Origin of the sequence: Sphingobium sp. RSMS, assembly GCF_005406185.4 — a bacterium.
Lineage (GTDB): Bacteria > Pseudomonadota > Alphaproteobacteria > Sphingomonadales > Sphingomonadaceae > Sphingobium > Sphingobium fuliginis.
Map to the genome: position 1 here is coordinate 207,400 of NZ_CM191258.1, position 16,469 is coordinate 223,868.

At 63.9% G+C, this 16,469-nt stretch carries 19 protein-coding genes and 2 pseudogenes; 11 read left to right on the forward strand and 10 right to left on the reverse strand.

What is annotated here, in order from left to right:
* Positions 1–29: 29 nt before the first annotated feature.
* From EGM87_RS19135 to EGM87_RS19145, 3 genes are all read left to right on the forward strand, one after another.
* Positions 30–764, forward strand: coding sequence for a cytochrome c oxidase assembly protein (locus EGM87_RS19135; protein WP_025546860.1), 735 nt, complete (start codon positions 30–32; stop codon positions 762–764).
* Between the two features lie 147 nt (positions 765–911).
* Positions 912–2,207: an O-acetylhomoserine aminocarboxypropyltransferase/cysteine synthase family protein gene (locus EGM87_RS19140; RefSeq protein WP_103001495.1), complete on the forward strand. Its 1,296-nt coding sequence runs from the start codon at positions 912–914 to the stop codon at positions 2,205–2,207.
* 73 nt (positions 2,208–2,280) lie between these two features.
* The gene (locus EGM87_RS19145; protein WP_103001494.1) at positions 2,281–3,549 is read left to right on the forward strand and encodes a cation:proton antiporter; all 1,269 of its coding nucleotides are present in this window, start codon (positions 2,281–2,283) and stop codon (positions 3,547–3,549) included.
* 155 nt (positions 3,550–3,704) lie between these two features.
* Here the strand turns inward: EGM87_RS19145 and EGM87_RS19150 are convergent, their stop codons facing one another.
* The 4 genes from EGM87_RS19150 to EGM87_RS19165 form a co-directional block, all read right to left on the reverse strand.
* The gene (locus EGM87_RS19150) at positions 3,705–4,370 is read right to left on the reverse strand and encodes a peptidylprolyl isomerase (protein ID WP_044660868.1); all 666 of its coding nucleotides are present in this window, start codon (positions 4,368–4,370) and stop codon (positions 3,705–3,707) included.
* A 162-nt stretch (positions 4,371–4,532) separates the two neighbouring features.
* Positions 4,533–6,107: a sensor histidine kinase gene (locus EGM87_RS19155; RefSeq protein ID WP_171009963.1), complete on the reverse strand. Its 1,575-nt coding sequence runs from the start codon at positions 6,105–6,107 to the stop codon at positions 4,533–4,535.
* Entirely contained in the window at positions 6,104–6,814 is a 711-nt protein-coding gene (locus EGM87_RS19160; protein WP_099186719.1) for a response regulator transcription factor, read from the reverse strand. Before EGM87_RS19160 ends, EGM87_RS19155 begins: the two co-directional genes overlap by 4 nt.
* An 11-nt stretch (positions 6,815–6,825) precedes the next feature.
* Positions 6,826–8,421, reverse strand: coding sequence for a DUF4153 domain-containing protein (locus EGM87_RS19165; RefSeq protein WP_137709074.1), 1,596 nt, complete (start codon positions 8,419–8,421; stop codon positions 6,826–6,828).
* Between the two features lie 254 nt (positions 8,422–8,675).
* Here EGM87_RS19165 and EGM87_RS19170 point away from each other — a divergent pair, with 254 nt between their 5' ends.
* A complete protein-coding gene (locus tag EGM87_RS19170; RefSeq protein WP_253719201.1) occupies positions 8,676–10,205 on the forward strand; it encodes a vWA domain-containing protein in 1,530 nt (509 codons plus the stop codon).
* 39 nt (positions 10,206–10,244) lie between these two features.
* Here the strand turns inward: EGM87_RS19170 and EGM87_RS19175 are convergent, their stop codons facing one another.
* From EGM87_RS19175 to EGM87_RS19185, 3 genes are all read right to left on the reverse strand, one after another.
* On the reverse strand, positions 10,245–10,709 hold the full coding sequence (locus tag EGM87_RS19175; protein WP_316252064.1) for an oxidoreductase: 465 nt from the start codon (positions 10,707–10,709) through the stop codon (positions 10,245–10,247).
* Positions 10,619–11,023, reverse strand: coding sequence for an SDR family NAD(P)-dependent oxidoreductase (locus EGM87_RS19180; protein WP_253719203.1), 405 nt, complete (start codon positions 11,021–11,023; stop codon positions 10,619–10,621). The genes EGM87_RS19175 and EGM87_RS19180 overlap by 91 nt, the downstream gene beginning before the upstream one ends.
* A gap of 61 nt (positions 11,024–11,084) precedes the next feature.
* Positions 11,085–11,414 (reverse strand): nuclear transport factor 2 family protein, encoded by a 330-nt coding sequence (locus EGM87_RS19185; protein ID WP_048575606.1) that lies wholly within the window; start codon positions 11,412–11,414, stop codon positions 11,085–11,087.
* Positions 11,415–11,554: 140 nt separating this feature from the next.
* Between EGM87_RS19185 and EGM87_RS19190 the strand changes: the two genes are divergently transcribed.
* Positions 11,555–12,475, forward strand: coding sequence for a LysR family transcriptional regulator (locus EGM87_RS19190; RefSeq protein WP_137709073.1), 921 nt, complete (start codon positions 11,555–11,557; stop codon positions 12,473–12,475).
* Positions 12,476–12,545: 70 nt separating this feature from the next.
* Entirely contained in the window at positions 12,546–12,923 is a 378-nt protein-coding gene (locus EGM87_RS19195; protein WP_226870093.1) for a Rap1a/Tai family immunity protein, read from the forward strand.
* Between the two features lie 246 nt (positions 12,924–13,169).
* Here EGM87_RS19195 and EGM87_RS19200 read toward each other — a convergent pair whose 3' ends face one another.
* The gene (locus tag EGM87_RS19200; protein WP_099186724.1) at positions 13,170–13,382 is read right to left on the reverse strand and encodes a hypothetical protein; all 213 of its coding nucleotides are present in this window, start codon (positions 13,380–13,382) and stop codon (positions 13,170–13,172) included.
* Between the two features lie 122 nt (positions 13,383–13,504).
* On the opposite strand from EGM87_RS19200, the pseudogene EGM87_RS19205 reads away from it, so the two are divergent.
* Positions 13,505–13,756 (forward strand): annotated as a pseudogene (locus EGM87_RS19205) (IS630 family transposase); the annotation flags it as partial.
* 94 nt (positions 13,757–13,850) lie between these two features.
* Here the strand turns inward: EGM87_RS19205 and EGM87_RS19210 are convergent.
* Together EGM87_RS19210 and EGM87_RS19215 are read right to left on the reverse strand one after the other, a co-directional pair.
* Positions 13,851–14,165, reverse strand: coding sequence for a type II toxin-antitoxin system RelE/ParE family toxin (locus EGM87_RS19210; RefSeq protein ID WP_048575603.1), 315 nt, complete (start codon positions 14,163–14,165; stop codon positions 13,851–13,853).
* Positions 14,166–14,170: 5 nt separating this feature from the next.
* Positions 14,171–14,428 carry a ribbon-helix-helix domain-containing protein gene (locus EGM87_RS19215; RefSeq protein ID WP_048575602.1) on the reverse strand — a complete coding sequence of 86 codons (258 nt, stop codon included), beginning with the start codon at positions 14,426–14,428 and terminating at the stop codon, positions 14,171–14,173.
* 701 nt (positions 14,429–15,129) lie between these two features.
* Between EGM87_RS19215 and EGM87_RS19220 the strand changes: the two genes are divergently transcribed.
* The 4 genes and pseudogenes from EGM87_RS19220 to EGM87_RS19235 all read left to right on the forward strand — a co-directional run.
* Positions 15,130–15,372, forward strand: a complete 243-nt coding sequence (locus EGM87_RS19220; RefSeq protein ID WP_082166021.1) for an AbrB/MazE/SpoVT family DNA-binding domain-containing protein — start codon at positions 15,130–15,132, stop codon at positions 15,370–15,372.
* Entirely contained in the window at positions 15,372–15,704 is a 333-nt protein-coding gene (mazF, locus tag EGM87_RS19225) for an endoribonuclease MazF (protein ID WP_137709072.1), read from the forward strand. The genes EGM87_RS19220 and mazF overlap by 1 nt, the downstream gene beginning before the upstream one ends.
* Positions 15,705–15,978: 274 nt before the next feature.
* The gene (locus EGM87_RS19230; RefSeq protein WP_044660855.1) at positions 15,979–16,248 is read left to right on the forward strand and encodes a type II toxin-antitoxin system ParD family antitoxin; all 270 of its coding nucleotides are present in this window, start codon (positions 15,979–15,981) and stop codon (positions 16,246–16,248) included.
* A pseudogene (locus EGM87_RS19235) lies at positions 16,248–16,445 on the forward strand (type II toxin-antitoxin system RelE/ParE family toxin); the annotation flags it as partial. The gene EGM87_RS19230 and the pseudogene EGM87_RS19235, both read left to right, overlap by 1 nt.
* Between the last annotated feature and the right edge of the window lie 24 nt (positions 16,446–16,469).

Consider the following 16,469-nt stretch of genomic DNA (forward strand, 5'->3'; position numbering starts at 1 on the left):
CGATCCGCAATTTCGCACGGAGGCAGCGCGTGGAGCCGGGATCAGGATGGATACCCTATTGCGGCCCCGCACCGGCGCCCGTGGACCTGCTGACCCGCTGGAACTTCGATCCGGTGCTGCTGGCAGCGTTCGGGCTTGCCATCATGGCGAGCCTCCGGCTGCGGTCCGCGGACGGGAAAAGCCGGTCCTTGTCCGCGATCCTGTTGCTCGCATTTCTGTTCATCTCCCCGCTATGCGCATTGACATCCGCCCTGTTTTCGGCCCGGACCCTGCACCATCTCGTCCTGACATCGATTGCCGCCCCCTTGCTGGCCATGGCTTTTGCCGAGCGGCGAGCCGCGGGCGGCGTGGCCTTATGGACCTGCCTGCATGCGGCCGCTTTATGGTCGTGGCATATCCCCGGCGCCTATGCCGCCGCGCTTTCCGATCATGCCGTCTACTGGACGATGCAGGGAAGCCTGCTGCTGACCGCGCTGGCGCTGTGGCGTGGGGTCATGGCCGCGCCGCTTCCTCTGGCGGTGACCGCTCTTCTGGCCACCATGCTCCAGATGGGCCTGCTGGGCGCGTTGCTGACCTTTTCGAGCGTGGCGGTCTATTCCCCGCATTTCATCAGCAGCTTGGCCTGGGGATTGACGCCGCTGGAGGACCAGCAGCTTGCCGGGCTGCTGATGTGGGTTCCCGGCGCGGGCCTCTATATCGCCGCTGTGCTGTTCCTGCTTTCGCGCTGGTTCAGGCAGGAGCGGGACGCCGCGGCCACGGCATGACCGGCGCTTCGCGGCCAGCTCCGCCTTCCGCCGCGCCGGAAGGCGGAGCTGGCCGGCTCCCCTGACCGCCGCGCGTGACGCAGCCTCTTGTTTTTGCCGGGCCGCACCGTCACCCTGACGCCGGATCAACGATGCTGCGGAGCCCCAATGTCCACGAACAAGCCGAATCCGGAAACCCTTGCCGTTCATGCGGGATGGCGGGCCGATCCAGCGACGGGCTCCGTCGCGGTGCCGATCCACCAGACGACATCCTATCAGTTTCGCGACGCGGAGCATGCGGCCTCGCTCTTCGCGCTGCAGGAAATGGGCAATATCTACACGCGGATCATGAATCCGACCACCGATGTGCTGGAAAAGCGCGTCGCGGCGCTGGAGGGGGGCGCCGCCGCGCTGGCCGTGGCGTCGGGACAGGCGGCGTCGGCCTATGCGATCCAGAATCTGGCGCGGGCCGGCGACAATATCGTCAGTTCGACGGCGCTCTATGGCGGCACCTATAATCTGTTCGCGAACACGCTGAAGGACCAGGGGATCGAAGTGCGCTTCGTCGATCCGGCCGATCCGGAAGATTTCCGGCGGGCCACCGACGATCGCACGCGCGCCTACTATGCCGAAACCCTGCCCAATCCCAAGCTGGAGGTGTTCCCGATCGCGGAGGTCGCCGCCATCGGCCGGGAACGGGGCATCCCGCTCATCATGGACAACACGGCCGCTCCGCTGCTGTGCCGTCCGCTGGATCACGGCGCGGCCATTATCGTCTATTCCGCGACGAAATATCTTGGCGGACATGGCACGTCGATCGGCGGCCTGATCGTCGATGGCGGGAATTTCGACTGGGCCGCTCATCCCGAACGACAGCCGCTGCTGAACACGCCCGATCCTTCCTACCATGGCGCGATATGGGCAGAGGCGGCAAAGCCCCTCGGTCCGATCGCCTATATCCTGCGGGCGCGGGTCATCCTGCTGCGCGACCTGGGCGCGGCATTGTCCCCCTTCAATGCGTTTCAGCTGATCCAGGGTATCGAGACCGTGGCGCTGCGGATGGAACGGCATTGCGCCAATGCGGTCAGGGTGGCCGAACATCTGGCGCGCCACCCCGCCGTGACCAGGGTCATCCACCCCTCGCAACAGGATGGCCGCGCCCGGGCCCTTGCGGAGCATTATCTGACCGGAGGCAAGGGCGGGCTCGTCGGGTTCGAGCTTGCCGGCGGCATGGAGGCGGGTCGCCGCTTCATCGATGCGCTGGAGCTTTTCTACCATGTCGCCAATATCGGCGACGCGCGCAGCCTGGCGATCCATCCAGCGTCCACGACCCACTCGCAGTTGAACGAAGCGGAGCAGATGGCGACCGGCGTGTCGCCCGGCTATGTGCGGCTTTCCATCGGGATAGAGCATATCGACGACATATTGGGCGACATCGACCAGGCGCTGGCCGCGGCAAGCTGACCTTCCGGGACGAAGGGGCGGACCGCCGGGCCATGTCGCGGCAACGCCGGCCGCGGCGGCGCGTTGCCTCCCCATGGAAATGCCGTTCACCGCGCCCGATCCCTATATTCTGGTCCTGACGGGCGCGGGGCTGCTGATAGTCCTGGTCGCATGGCTGCCGCTGGCCTTGAGGAAGCTGCCGCTGTCGCTGCCGATCGTCTGCATCCTGATCGGCGCCGCGATATTCTGCATCCCCGGCATCGAATTCCGGCCGTCGCCGCTGGAATATCCGGATGTGACCGAACATTTTACCGAACTGGTCGTGATCATCGCCCTGATGGGCGCGGGACTGAAGCTGGACCGGCCGTTCGACTGGCGGCGCTGGATGGTGACCTGGCGGCTGCTCGCCATCACCATGCCGCTGGGCATCGCGCTCATCACGCTGTTGGGGGGCGTGCTGCTCGGTCTTCCCTGGGCCATCGCCCTGCTGCTGGCCGCCAGCCTCGCCCCCACCGACCCGGTGCTGGCCGCCGATGTCCAGGTCGGCCCGCCGCGCACGGGCGAGGAAGATGAAGTCCGCTTCGGCCTGACATCGGAGGCAGGCCTGAACGACGGCCTTGCCTTTCCCTTCGTCCACCTCGCCATCGCGCTCGCTCTGACGGGGAATATGGGGGAGCCATGGTTCGGAAAATGGCTTGGCCTGAACGTGCTGTGGGAGATCGTCGTCGGCGTGGGCGGCGGCTGGGCCGTGGGAAAGCTGTTCGGATGGCTGACCTTCCACATTCCGGCCGAGACGAAGCTTGCCCGGACCGGAGACGGCCTGATCGCCATAGCCGCCACCTTCCTGTCCTATGGCCTGACCGAAATCCTCAACTGCTACGGCTTCCTGGCGGTCTTCGTGACGGCGCTGACCCTGCGCGCGTCGCATCGCGACCATGCGTTCAACGTGCAGATGCATGACCTTACCGAACAGGTGGAGCGCCTTTCGATGATGGCTCTCCTGCTTCTGTTCGGCGGCGCGCTGATCGGCGGTCTCCTGTCGCCGTTGCGCCCGTCCGACATCGTGCTGGTGCTGCTGATCCTGTTGATCGTTCGTCCGGTGACGGGTCTTGTGGGTCTGGCCGGCTTCAGGGCGGATCGGGTCGAAAAGCTGACCATCGCCTTCTTCGGCATAAGGGGCGTCGGATCTTTCTACTATCTGGCCTATGGTCTGAACCAGATGAAGGTGGGAGAGGCCGGCCGCCTGTGGGCGATCATCGGCCTGACCGCACTGATGTCGATCCTGCTCCACGGCCTAACCGTCACACCCGCCATGCGATGGCTCGACAGGCGTCAGGGGCGTGATCCGGACATGAGCGATTGACCGCATGCCCATGGCGCCGTTCGCCAGGCCGGCGGCGATCATCGGGCGGGGCGCAGCATTGCCGTCCCCAAGGGATTTGCGCAAGCCGGGCCGGTGGACCGCCGCCCGGAACGGATTCCCAGGCAGCAGATGATTCTACCTGCCGGGAAAAGGCTCTAAATCTTCCGCTTGAGGCCTAGCAGCCATGGCTTCACCCCGCGGGTCGGATGCGGCTTGCCGTCGAGCCGCTTCGCACGGATGATCCTGACCGGCTTGACGATCATCTGACCGCGCATCGGGCCCGATCCGCAGCAGGTCGGCACGGCCAGGATGCGCTTCACCACATCCATGCCCGCGACGACATGGCCGAAGGCGGCATAGCCGATATAATCGCCCCGCGCGTCCATGTTCGGCGTCGGCCCTATGGTGATGAAGAAATTGCCCATCGCGGAATTGGCGCGGTTGGGCCGCGCCATGGACAGCGTTGCGTCCAGATGCCTGATCCCCGTCCGCGTCGTCGGCTCATGGCGGATCGGCGGCAGCGAACGGCGCGCATCGGTATCGATGCCGCCCTGGATCAGCCCCAGCTTCGGATCGCTCTTGCGCCGCGCCGCGCGATAGAAGGTGACGCCGTCGAACCGGCCGTCATCGACATAGGTCAGGAAATTGGCGGAGGTTATCGGTGCCCGGCGATCGTCCGTCGCCACGATGATGGTGCCGAGCGAGGTTTCGATCGCCACGCGGGTTTGGCCCGGTTTCGGCGCGCTGGCAGGCAAGGCGAGGACGGAGCATGGCAGAAGGGCAATCAGCGGAACGACATAACGCAAGGCAGCAGGAGGCATCGGCAACAGGCACGCTTTCAGGGATTGATGTTCCGCCCCAGGCTAGAGCGCCGGCATGCATGGCGCAACCGGGCGACGTCCGGGGGGGAGGGAGGAGGCATCGTCCATCGAGATGAGGGCATATGCGCGGCATGGGCGGCGTTGCGCCTTCATGCATGCGGCCTATGGGGCGATTGCGATCACGAGTCTGAAGCGAGCGCCCTGTTCCGAAGGAAGCAGGTGAAGCTCGCCATGATAGGCGTCAAGCAGCGACCGGGCTATGGCGAGGCCAAGGCCCGTTCCGCCGTCTTCCCTCTTGCTGGTGAAGAACAGGTCGAAGATGCGCTGCCGGTCCCCCGGCGGAATGCCGGGGCCGTTGTCGGCAAAGTCGATCCATGCCAGGCGATCCTGCAAGGCGACCACGATGTCCAGCCGCGATGCGCCCGCCTGCCGCGCATTTTCCGCTATCGTCGTCAGCACGGCTTCCAATGCCGCTGCATCCACGATCAGCGGGGGGAAGACGTCGGGCAGATGCAGGTCGATGACGAAATCCTCCGCCGTCAGCGCATCCGCCACCGATACCAGCAGCGGCGCGGCGTCCGTGCGCGCGTCGCTTTCGCCCACCAGCACGTCGGCGCGCGCCAGTTCCATCAGCCGCCGGACAAGCCGGGACAGCCGCTGGGCGTCGGCCGCCATATTGGTGAGGAACCGTTGCCGGTCGGCCGCCGCCATGTCCGCCCCATGATCCTGCAACAGCTCGATCGCGCCGGAAATGCCGGCCAGCGGCGTCTTGAATTCATGGCTGACCGAAGAAGCGAAGTCGCGCAGATAGCGGGAACGCTTTTCCATGCTCTCCGCCATCTGCTCGAAATCCCGATAGAGCGCCCTGATTTCGACCACCTGCAGCGAGGGGTGACGCGGCGCGACCCGGCGGCCCAGCGCCAGGTCGCGGGTGGCGCGGCTCAGGCTTTCGATCGGGCGGACGATGGCGCGCGACAATATGGCCGACAGCAGCACCAGCAGCAGGAAGATCGCCACCACGCCCAGGGCGATCTTGCCGCGATCCTCGTACAGCCCCAGGAACAGCGCACGCGGCGAACGCGACACCAGCAGCACGCCCATCGGCTTTCCGTCGACGCGGATGGGCCGGGCATGATGCAGGCGGATGCTTGCCGCCCGGCTCAGCCATTCCAGCGGATAACGGGTGGCCGTCCCTTCATTTTCCCGCAGCACCGTCACGGCCCTGCCGCCCAGCGCCGCCCTGATCTCCGGCAGCGCGGCGAGACTCCGTCCGCCTTCCCGGCCGTTCAGCACCACGCCGCGCCGGTCGAGCATCAGGATCGAGGACAGCGTCGTGACCTTGGTTTCGGCAAAGGCGGGCATCATCCGCCGCGCAAGCGCCAGGGCGGCCGCATCCGGCCGGTCCCGCGTCGGGGCTGCACGGGGACGCGGCGGCAGGATGGGGGAGGAGCGCAGGTCCACCTCCGTCATCCGGTCATGATAGCGCACGGGCGTGGCGGGCAGGGCGGGATCGGCGGCCATGCCCCTGCCCACCACCGCCGCGCTCGCCGCCAGCGCAGCGCCCTGCGCCACAAGCTCGGCCTCCGTCCGGCGAACAAGCGCATTTTCATAGACCCGCAGGAAGATCGCCCCGAAACCCGGCAGCGCCGCCACGAACAGCAGGGTGCCCAGCAGGATCGTGCGCAAACGCAGCACAGGCCAATGCCGGGCTATCCACCCCTTCAGCCCTGCGATCATGCAGGCGGCGCCGTCCCGCTGCACCCGCCCAGCCGATAGCCGATGCCGGCCCGCGTCTCGATGATGTCGAAGCCGCCGACATCCGCGAATTTACGCCGCAGGTTGCGGATATGACTGTCCACCGTCCGGTCGGTCAGCGCAAAGCCCGGCCCGCGAAACCGGTCGATGATCTGGTCGCGGGAAAAGATGCGCGCGGGCATGGCCAGCAGGGTGCGCAATATGGTGAACTCCGTCACGGTCAGGCTGACCTCCTCCGCGCCCCAATGCGCCGACCAGCTTTCCGTGTCGAGGGCGAGCCGCCCATGCCGGATCGTGCCGATCGCCTCCACCGCCGGCGGCCGGGCCGATGTGCGGCGCAGGATCGCCATGGATCGCGCCACTACTTCCCGAGGGGAAAAGGGCTTCACCACATAATCGTCGCCGCCAAGCTCTATGCCCAGCACCCGGTCGATCTCGTCATCGCGGGAGGAGAGGAAGAAGATCGGAACGTCATTATGCGCCCTCAGCCTGCGGCAGACCTCCAGCCCATCCATGCGCGGCATGTTGATGTCGAGGATGACGAGGTCCGGCGCGTGCCGTTCGACCTCGGCCAGTGCGGCCTCGCCGTCGCTTGCCTCGATCGTCTCCAGTCCCGCCTTGCCGAAGGCGAAGACGAGCAACTGGCGGATATGGGGATCGTCGTCGACGATCAGGATCGTGCTGGGCATGGGGCATAGGATCATTTCCCCGTCTCCGCTGTCAACGCAGGAACCGCATCGGGGGCCACATGGCTGACGGGCGATGGCGGCGGGACCAGCCTGCCGGCGCAGTCCCTTGGTCCCGATTTCAGGGGCGCGGGTGCGGCATCCGCCACAATCGCCCGCGCCTGCTCCAGCCGTCCTTGCCCGGCCCAGGTCCAGCGCTGATCCAGTTCCGCCTCCAGCCTGGCGTGAAGCCGCAGCCTCACCGCCTGCACCCGCTCCCGGAATTCCGGTTGCAAACCGGGTCGCCGTTCCAGCGAGAGCAGGGGCAGGAGGGCCGAATCCCCAAGCTCGCCCAGATAGCAGAGGTCGAGCGCCACGCCGCGTCCGCCGGCCTCCCGCGCATGGCGCACATTCCATTCGGCCGCCACCGCTCCCAGATCGACGAAGCAGATGACGGTCAGTAGCAGCCCCGCCGCCGCCAGATTGACGTTGATCAGCCAGGACGCGCTCCGCTCCCGCAGCAGCCTCCAGCAGATCGCGGCCAGCCCGAAGCCGACCAGGGCCATCCAGACCAGCGCGGCGATCCGCAGGCGGGTAAGGGAATAGGCTTCGATATAATCCGCCGTGCGCAACATGGATGAGGCGACCAGGAAGACATTCTGCCCGATCCACAGCATCACCAGTCGCCGGATCGTCCCCATGCGCGCGGTTTCCGATCCCGGCCGCAGCGTCACCAGCACGAACAGCGCGGCCAGCAGCGCGGTCGCGATCAGCGGATAGGCGCCCCGATGGGCATAGTCCGCCATGGTCATGCCGCCGGGCATCGGCGCCCAGCCCCAGAGCCAGGCGATGTCCATCAGGTTCTGAAGCGCGAAGATCAGGTTGAAGACGACCAGCGACAGCGTCACCGAAGCGACCGACACGCCGGGCAGATGCCGGTCGTGCCCGCCGTCGAATGTCGGCAGCAGACGCAGCGCCAGGCGCGGCCGCAGCAGGCCCCAGATCGCCGTGAACAGCAGCCCCCAGAAGGCCAGCCGCACGATCAGTTCGGGCGACGGTTCCGGCAGCAGCAGCGAGGAGAAGAATTGCTCGATCAGCGGATTGGCGGCTGAAAAGAGCGTCAGGATCACAACGCTGCCCATCAGCGGCAAAGTCAATGTGCCGAGCGCCGCGTGCAGGCTCCAGCGCCCGGTCCGCCCCGCCGCGCGCAGCTTCAACAGGCGCTTCAGATCGATCAACGGCCCGAATGGCGCCCGCAGCCCCAGCCAGATCAGCCGCTGGAACCAGCGCCATCCGTCATCGAAGCGCGCCGTCGCCGGGATCAGCGCGGCCATGCCGGCCGCTACCCAGAACAGCGCCCAGGCCAGCAGGCTCGCATCATGGAGCAGGGCCAGCGCGAACAGCGCCGCCGCCGCCATTGCCGGCAAGGCCCTCCGGTCGCGGCGCAGCACGGGCCGCCCGGCCAGCAGCGCGCTCAGCACGGCCAGCGCGAACAGCCCCAGATAGCCGCCATGGAGATGCCGTTGGTAGAACAGCCAGTCCCCGATCCCGACGATCGTCAAGGCGACCGCCAGCTTCCAGCGAAAGCGCGCGAGCAGGGGCAAAGGCGGCGGCATGGCAGAGGAACCCATCAATCTATCTCCCTGAATGTCAGGGCAGAATGCAGCTTCCCGACGCAGACCGGTGCGTGCCGACGATCAATAATTGGCGCAGTTCCGGTGCAGAAAATGTGCACGGCGCAGCGGAAATGACGGATTTCCGCCGGAAAGGCCCGATGCTGGACGCCGGCGGTGCTGCACGCCGCGCCATTGCTCTCCACCCGTCGCTTGCGAGCGTCATTTCATCGTCCCTATTTTCTCTCTACCGAAGCAGTGGAGAAACGTGCATGCGCGCACATCTTGCAATCACCACCCTCGCTCTCCTTCCCGTTCTTGTCCTTTCCGGATGCGGTCAGGCGCCCGGCGGCTCCGTCTCCTATGAAGCGGTGAATGACGCCGCCCCGGGCGAAAATCGCGAGCGCTATGGCGGCCATCCGGTCAGCCCGGTCCATCAGGTCGCGGCCGAGCCCGTCTCGACCTTCGCGGTCGATGTGGACACGGGCGCCTATGCCAATGTCCGCCGCATGCTGCTGGGTGGCCGGACCGTCCCTGCGGAGGCGGTGCGCACGGAGGAGATGATCAATTATTTCCGCTACGACTATCCGCTGCCCGACGATCCGTCCGTGCCCTTCAGCGTGACCACCGATCTTGCGACGACGCCCTGGAACCCCGGTACGCGGCTGCTGCGCATCGGCCTGCGCGGCTATGACGTGGCCCGGTCGCAACGGCCGCCCGCCAATCTGGTGTTCATGGTCGATGTGTCCGGATCGATGCAGGATGCCGACAAGCTGCCTCTGGTCAAGCAGGCGCTCTCCATGCTGGCCGACGCCCTGCGGCCCGACGACAGCATATCCATCGTCACCTATGCCGGCTTCGTCGAAACGCTGGTCGAGGGCAGCCATGACCCGGCGGAGATCAAGGCGGCGCTGGACGGGCTGGCCGCGAGCGGATCGACCGCAGGCGGCCCGGCGCTGGAGCGCGCCTATGACACGGCCCGCGCCCATTTCATCCCCGGCGGCATCAACCGCATCGTCATGGCGACGGATGGCGACTTCAATGTCGGCCTGTCCGATCGGGAAAGCCTGGAGGAGATGGTGAGGCGGAACCGGGAGGACGGCGTCACGCTCACCACCCTGGGCTTTGGCCAGGGCAATTACAACGACGCGATGATGGAGGCGGTGGCCGACCTCGGCAATGGCAACCATGCCTATATCGACAGCGCCATGGAGGCGCGGAAGGTGCTGGACGAGGAACTGTCCTCCACCCTCTTCACCATTGCCAGGGATGTGAAGGTGCAGGTGGAGTTCAACCCGGCGCTGGTCAGCCAGTATCGCCTGATCGGCTATGAGAATCGCGGCCTTGCCGAACAGGATTTTGCCGACGATCGCGTCGATGCGGGCGAGATCGGCGCCGGGCATCAGGTGACGGCGCTCTATGAGATCGTCCCGGCGGGCGAGGCGGGTTGGCTGGCTCCGCGCAGATATGCCGCCAATCGCGCCCCGGTCGTTCCGGCGGGGGACGGAGAGATCGCGACGGTCCGCCTGCGCTACAAATTGCCTGAAGAGACGCGCAGCCGCCTGATCGAAAAGCCGGTTGCCTCCGCCCTCCTTGCCGAAGCGAGCATGCCGCGGCGCGACATGGCCTTTGCCGTGGCGGTCGCGGCCTTCGGACAGAAGCTGCGGGGGGACAGGCGGCTGGGCGACTTCGGCTATGCCGACATCGCCCGCCTGGCGGGCAGCCAGAATGACTATTGGCGGCAGGAATTCGTCCAGCTCGCCCGGCTTGCGGGCCATGACGCCGATCCATGGCTGAGGTGAACCCGGGGCGGGACCGGCCGTCCTGCGGCGGGACAGGGGTCACACGGTCGGCACCGTCCCGCCGTCGATGACATATTCGGCCCCGGTGATGGCCCCCGCGCGATCCGACGCCAGGAAGGCGATGAGGTTGGCGACCTCTTCCGGCCTTGCCGGCCTGCCCATCGGTATTCCGCCCAGGGAGTCCATGATGATCTTCTTGCCCCGCTCGATGTCGCCGCCATGTTCCGCCGCCAATCGGCGGGCCAGTTCGATGGAGGCTTCCGTTTCGATCCAGCCGGGCGAGACGCGCACGACCCGGACCCCGCTGGGCGCAACTTCCTTTGAGAGGCTCTTGCTGTAGGTGGACAGGGCTGCCTTGGCCGCCGCGTAAGCTGTCGTGGCTTCCGGCAGGGGCAGCTCCCGCTGGATGGAGGTCACATGGATGACCACGCCATGGCCCCGCGACACCATGTCCGGCACCAGTTCCCGGTCCAGCCGGACGGCGGGCAGCAGGTTGAGGTCCAGTTCCTTGCGCCATTGTCGTCGCTAAGCGCGGAAAAACCTCCTGCCGGAGAGGAGGAGCCGCCCAGCATGTGGACGATGATGTCCACGCCGCCCAGCCGGTCCTTCACCGCTTCCGCCAGTTCGGCGCAGCCCCCGGCCGTGCTGAGATCGGCGGCGACGAAGCGCGCATCCGGCATGTCGGCCGGGCGCGTCCGGGCAGTGGTCAGAACATCCGCGCCAAGGGTCTGGAAGAGGCTGACCGTAGCCCCCCCCGTTCCCCGCGTGCCCGATGTGATCAGCGCCCGCTTGCCCCGGAGGGTGAGGAACGGCGTCATGCGCCGAACTTCCGATGCGCCGCCGTCGACCCGATCAGCGGCCGGACATGACGATCGGCCCTCATGGCACGATCTCCAGCTCAGCGATCTTCCCGCCTTCCAGCATGAAGAAATAGCGCAGGTCCAACGGACTGCCGGGGAAATCGCCTGCCAGATGGCAGGCCACGACAATGCGGTCACCCTCTTTCGCGAGGGAGAAGGGTTCGGCCGTATAATTATATTTTCTGGAGGACTCCGCTTTCCAGTGCCCGATTTTTGCTCGGCCCCGGTAGATATTGCCTTCATCCCTCACCACCGCTGTCTCGGTGAAACAGCGTGATACGCTGCCCGCGTCCTCGGCGCGGTCGGCTTCGAAATAGTCAACTATAGCCTTTGGCAGATCGATAGCCACGTCTCTTCTCCTTCCATTTCCGACAGCCGGGGATGCGTGCGTCGATCCCTGTCCGGCTCGATCGTCGCATCAATTTAGGGGTGGATATGCTGCGCGATAATCGGGATAAAGGGGGATGCGGCATCCCGAAAAGCAGGACAATGGCAAGACATAGCCTGATCGAACTCGATTCCGTCATCGCCATCATGCGCAAGGGCTCCTTCCGCGCTGCGGCGATCGAGCTTGGCATGTCGACCACCGCGCTCAGCAATGCGGTGGGCAAGCTGGAGCACCAACTTGGCGTGCGCCTGTTCAATCGCACCACCCGCAGCGTTTCCTTGACCGATGCCGGTCGGCATTTCGTCGGCAAGGTCGGTCCCGCGCTCCAGGACATTCACGAGGCGATGGACGCTGCCCGGTCGCAGCAGGAGACGCCTTCGGGGACATTGCGCATCAATGCGTTCGCAACCGCTGCGCGGGAAATCCTTGCGCAACTCGTCCTCCCCTTTCTGCGGCGCTATCCGCAGGTTCATGTCGACCTGGTCACCGAAGGCCGGCTCGTGGATATAGTGGCTGACGGTTTCGACATCGGCATCCGCCACGTCGACCTGGTTCCCAGCGACATGATTGCAGTCCCCCTTGGCCGCTGTCGTCGCTACGCCGTCGTCGCTTCGCCCGCCTATTTCGGGCAGCGTGACAAGCCGCAGGTGCCGCCGGACCTTCTGACCCACCCATGCATTCGGGTCAGGCTGCCGAATGGAGCCCTTTACCGCTGGCAGTTCGAAAAGCATGGCCGGCAGGCTCAAATCGACGTCGACGGGCCGATCACACTGGATGAGGCCAGTCTTGCGCGCATTGCCGTCCTGGACGGTTTCGGCATAGGCTTCTTCATGGAATCCGATATTCAGGAAGACGTGGCCGCAGGACGTCTCGTTCGCGTTCTGGAAGACTGGACACCACCGCTTTCATCACTATGCCTCTATTATCCAAGCCGGCGAAATCCGTCCGCGGCGTTCAGGGCCTTCCTCGATCACGCCCGCGATTTTGCGGCATCGACGGTCGCGACGCGGGAAACCGGTTAGCAGCAGCGGAAGTTTGCCGCTGGAGGGCTGTATAGTTCTGCGATCCTTTATCGTGCTTTTGAGAGTGTAGATGATGAAATCTGGCAAACCGGCTTATCTGCTGCTGGCGGTTGCGGCGGGGACTTGCTCTCCAGCGGCGCTGGCCGGCTTCTACACCGGGGAAGAGCTTTACGAGCTTTGCTCCACTCCGCGCAGCAGCAATGATTATCTGGAGAAGACCTATGAGTGCATCGCCTATATCACCGGCGCCGTCGATGCATTCAATACGACGCGGGAGGTCAATAAACTGAAAAGTTGCATTCCGGCCGATGTGACGATCAGCCAGCTGAGGAATGTGACGGTGGATTATCTGCGCGACAATCCGGAAGAACGCAGCGCTTCGGCATCCAGGACCGTATTCGCTGCGACGCGAAAGGTCTGGCCATGCCCCAGGACAAGGAAGCGCTGACCCCGGCGGGCTACGTGCATCGGATCGGGCGTGATGGGGAAGGCCTGATGGGGCGGCGCTCGACATTCCCAACCCTGCTGACCAAGGCAATGTCATATATGATCTGAAGCGAACCTGCCGGTCATACATTGGTCAACAAGCCTAATAGTTGGCTGAGAAATAGCAATTTGATGGAAAGCGAAGCCTAGAAGTAACTATGCGGCCTTGGGGGAAGCCGCACATTGAGGTTGAGATTGCTATTAGCCGCTAGCAGAATGCAACGCGTTGACGCGCCACAATGTCGAGGATCTGTTGCCGATCCTTGTCATTCCACTGCTGACGCTGCCGTCGATGGCGATCCTCATCCATTCTGGCCGCATTGATCTGGCCCCTTTCGCCCTCAGCGCATCGCTGCTGATGACGATCGGACAGATGGGTTTCTTTGTCGCGGGTGAAGTCGTCTCCGTTGATCGTCGCCAACAGTTGCTGGATATCATCGTCGCCAGTCCGGTATCCTATGCCGTTATTTTGCTTGGGCGGGTGGGCGTGCTCACCGCGCTCGGCATACTGGGATTTGAGGAGGGGTGGATAATCGCCTGGGGTATCTGTCGCCGCCCAACCGTGCACTCGTTCTCAGCGTCGACGAGAAGTCCCAGATCCAGGCGCTCGACCGCGAGCAGCCGGTTCTGCCGATGATGCCCGGCGTACCTGAGCGCCGCACCCACAGCTACGTTCGGCACGGCACGACCTCGTTGTTCGCCGCGCTCGACATCGCCTCAGGCTTCGTGATCGGCAAATGCTACAAGCGCCACCGGGCAACCGAATTCCTCGACTTCCTCAAGCAGATCGACGCGCGGGTCAGCCATCTTGCCCTGCGGTGCAGCGGACCGACGGTTTAGGCTGCTGTCATCGGAAGATCTCTGAAAGCCAACTCAACACGGCTAGGGATCAATTCGGCACATCCTCTCGGAAACGCTCGATCTGATGCATGCGCTCGTGCAAAATGGTGACAATACCAACGGCACCATCGGACAAGATACGCCAATAGACATAATGATGCTCATACCGGCAATAGAAGCCTTCGACGCCGAGTCCCCGGGGGATATCCCGCCAAGCAATGCGGCGTTCGGCAATATCTTCAAAGCGAACAAAAAGGCCGCGAATATAACGGTCGGCCTGATCCTGTCCCCATTGCTCGCGTGTATAGTTGTAAATGTCATCTATCCGGCGGCCGGCGGCGTGCTGCACGCGATAACTGATCATGAGACTTAGTTGCGAGCGTTACGGGCAATAATTGCGTCGGCATCAAGCGGCAGATATTCGCTCTCTGATACGGCAAATGCGGCGGTCAACTCGGCCTTTAAGAGCGCCAACCGTTCGCTCTCGACCCGTTCCTTGTCACGCCGAATCAGGTCTCGAACATACTCGCTCACATTTTCATAGGCCCCCGCCTCCCCGACGTTAGCGGACACAAAATCGCTGAGAGAGCCGCTGACGCGGACATTCAAAGTTATAGATTTCGACATAAGACCAGTCTCCTGTCCACAAGATAAGGAATAATGAGGACGGAAGCAAGGGCATACGTCAGCAGCAGTACGGGCAGCGCCGGTGACGACCCTTGCACTAACCCGCTCTACGGGAGGGTCGCTTGGGGCGCGTTAGTGCGGTAAATATGGGCCTTTAGCGGGCGAGGTTGCCCACTGAGGTTGGAAGTTTCTTCAGCGAAGAGGAACTTGCCGTGACTGTCTCGATCAACACCGCCCCGATCAGCCTACTGCGTCAACGGATGTAGCACGACATGATGATGCGGGGTCTCGGTCCCCACACCCAGAAGGATTATGTGCGCCATGTGAAGCGTCTGGCTGCCTTTCTCGGCCGCTCTCCCGACACGGCGACGCCTCGTCCGGCCGCACATGACGCTTGGTCGCCATGAAGCTGTGCACGGTTGCCGCCATCGGTCCGTCGCCTCGTCGTCGTGGGCTGGACGAATGCGGTCGAGACGGCGTGGCAGAAGGTCAGCGGAACTTATTCGCTCTGCTTTGACTGGGATTTCGCGCCCAACTGGGTGATCGAAAATATCGACTGGTCAGATCCGGCAAATCCGTATCGGTTGCCGACGACATCGGCACCAACTTGTGCACACCCCATGCACCAAAAGTAGATACAATGTTGATACATGTTCGTGTTATGATAATGTATTATCAATATCGATACGGTGGAGATGGTTATGCGTGTGCGAGTGAAAAAGTGGGGTAATAGTGCTTCGGTCAGGATTCCTTCCTCGATTATGGCCGCGGCTGCGCTGCATATCGATCAGGAGGTGGATGTCAGGGAAGAAGAGGGCCGGGTCATCATCGAGCCGATCACCGCACCTGCCTTCACTCTTGAGGGGTTGCTGGCGGGCATGAAGCCTGAAAACTTTCCTGAAAACGTCGATTTCGGTCCGCCTGTCGGCAATGAGCTTTGGTAATGGCCAAATATGTCCCCGACATGGGCGATATCGTCTGGCTAAACTTTGATCCCCAGGCTGGACATGAACAGGCTGGTCATCGACCTGCCCTTGTCCTGTCACCGGCAGCCTATAATCGCATGCGCGGGATGATGATTTGTTGTCCTATGACAAGCAAAATCAAAGGCTATCCCTTTGAGGTGTTAATCAGCCAGAACCTGCCAAGTGCTGTATTGGCAGATCAGCTCAAAAGTGTTGACTGGATGACACGGAAGGCGACCAAAAAAGGAACAGTATCGCAAGCGGCGCTGCTGGAAGTTCAGGCAAAAATCCGTGCTCTGTTGGCGATTTAACCTATATCTCGTCAGGCGATTTTTCTGCCCCATGGGCAGCGTTCCCCGGCAAAAAATCTCGCGGGCGATCCGCTGGAAAGGATGGCGGCATGCCGACCTGCCTCGTGCGTGCATGATGAAGGCAGTCCGTCTGCCTCGACGTTTTTCGGCGTGGTCAGCGGAGGCGATCACTCTTTGCCCGGTTACCAGGCGCAAACGCCGCAGTCTTCGTCAATCTGTGTCTTGCATGCTACTATCATAAAGTGATATTCATCATCGACAGAGGAGTTTGGCCATGCCTTCCAGTTTCACCCTGGGGCCGCATTTCGAGGGCTTCATCAAGCAGCAGGTGAACAGCGGCCGCTACGCGTCTGCCAGCGAGGTCGTTCGCGACAGCCTCCGGCTGCTCGAAGAGCAGGACGCCATCCGCCAGGCTCGGCTTGACGCGCTCCGTGCCGAGATCGAACGGGGCGCTGCCAGCGGCCCGGGCATTCCCGCCAGTGAGGCTTTCGCGAACGCCCGGCAGCGGATCGCGAATATGGCCGCCGGCGCTACCGATAGTTGATGGGTCTCGAATTTTCGCCGGCTGCTGCTGCTGATCTTGTCGCGATCGCCACCTTTACCGCGCGCGACAATGTTCTTCGGGCCGTCACCTTCGTTGATGAACTCGAAGGGGCTTGTGCGAAGATCGCCGACTTCCCCCGGTCCGGCGTTGCCCGGCCTGAGATTCGTGCCGGGCTCCGGTCCAAGCCGCACGGCAGCTATGTTAAATTCTACAGCGTTTTG

Bases quoted from the DNA above. Each gene is read 5' to 3' on its own strand.
- EGM87_RS19140 (WP_103001495.1), top strand. From the start codon at position 912: ATGTCCACGAACAAGCCGAATCCGGAAACCCTTGCCGTTCATGCGGGA.
- EGM87_RS19145 (WP_103001494.1), top strand. From the start codon at position 2,281: ATGGAAATGCCGTTCACCGCGCCCGATCCCTATATTCTGGTCCTGACG.
- EGM87_RS19150 (WP_044660868.1), bottom strand. From the start codon at position 4,370: ATGCCTCCTGCTGCCTTGCGTTATGTCGTTCCGCTGATTGCCCTTCTG.
- EGM87_RS19155 (WP_171009963.1), bottom strand. From the start codon at position 6,107: ATGATCGCAGGGCTGAAGGGGTGGATAGCCCGGCATTGGCCTGTGCTG.
- EGM87_RS19160 (WP_099186719.1), bottom strand. From the start codon at position 6,814: ATGCCCAGCACGATCCTGATCGTCGACGACGATCCCCATATCCGCCAG.
- EGM87_RS19165 (WP_137709074.1), bottom strand. From the start codon at position 8,421: ATGGGTTCCTCTGCCATGCCGCCGCCTTTGCCCCTGCTCGCGCGCTTT.
- EGM87_RS19170 (WP_253719201.1), top strand. From the start codon at position 8,676: ATGCGCGCACATCTTGCAATCACCACCCTCGCTCTCCTTCCCGTTCTT.
- EGM87_RS19180 (WP_253719203.1), bottom strand. From the start codon at position 11,023: ATGACGCCGTTCCTCACCCTCCGGGGCAAGCGGGCGCTGATCACATCG.
- EGM87_RS19190 (WP_137709073.1), top strand. From the start codon at position 11,555: ATGGCAAGACATAGCCTGATCGAACTCGATTCCGTCATCGCCATCATG.
- EGM87_RS19195 (WP_226870093.1), top strand. From the start codon at position 12,546: ATGATGAAATCTGGCAAACCGGCTTATCTGCTGCTGGCGGTTGCGGCG.
- EGM87_RS19210 (WP_048575603.1), bottom strand. From the start codon at position 14,165: ATGATCAGTTATCGCGTGCAGCACGCCGCCGGCCGCCGGATAGATGAC.
- EGM87_RS19215 (WP_048575602.1), bottom strand. From the start codon at position 14,428: ATGTCGAAATCTATAACTTTGAATGTCCGCGTCAGCGGCTCTCTCAGC.
- EGM87_RS19220 (WP_082166021.1), top strand. From the start codon at position 15,130: ATGCGTGTGCGAGTGAAAAAGTGGGGTAATAGTGCTTCGGTCAGGATT.
- mazF (WP_137709072.1), top strand. From the start codon at position 15,372: ATGGCCAAATATGTCCCCGACATGGGCGATATCGTCTGGCTAAACTTT.
- EGM87_RS19230 (WP_044660855.1), top strand. From the start codon at position 15,979: ATGCCTTCCAGTTTCACCCTGGGGCCGCATTTCGAGGGCTTCATCAAG.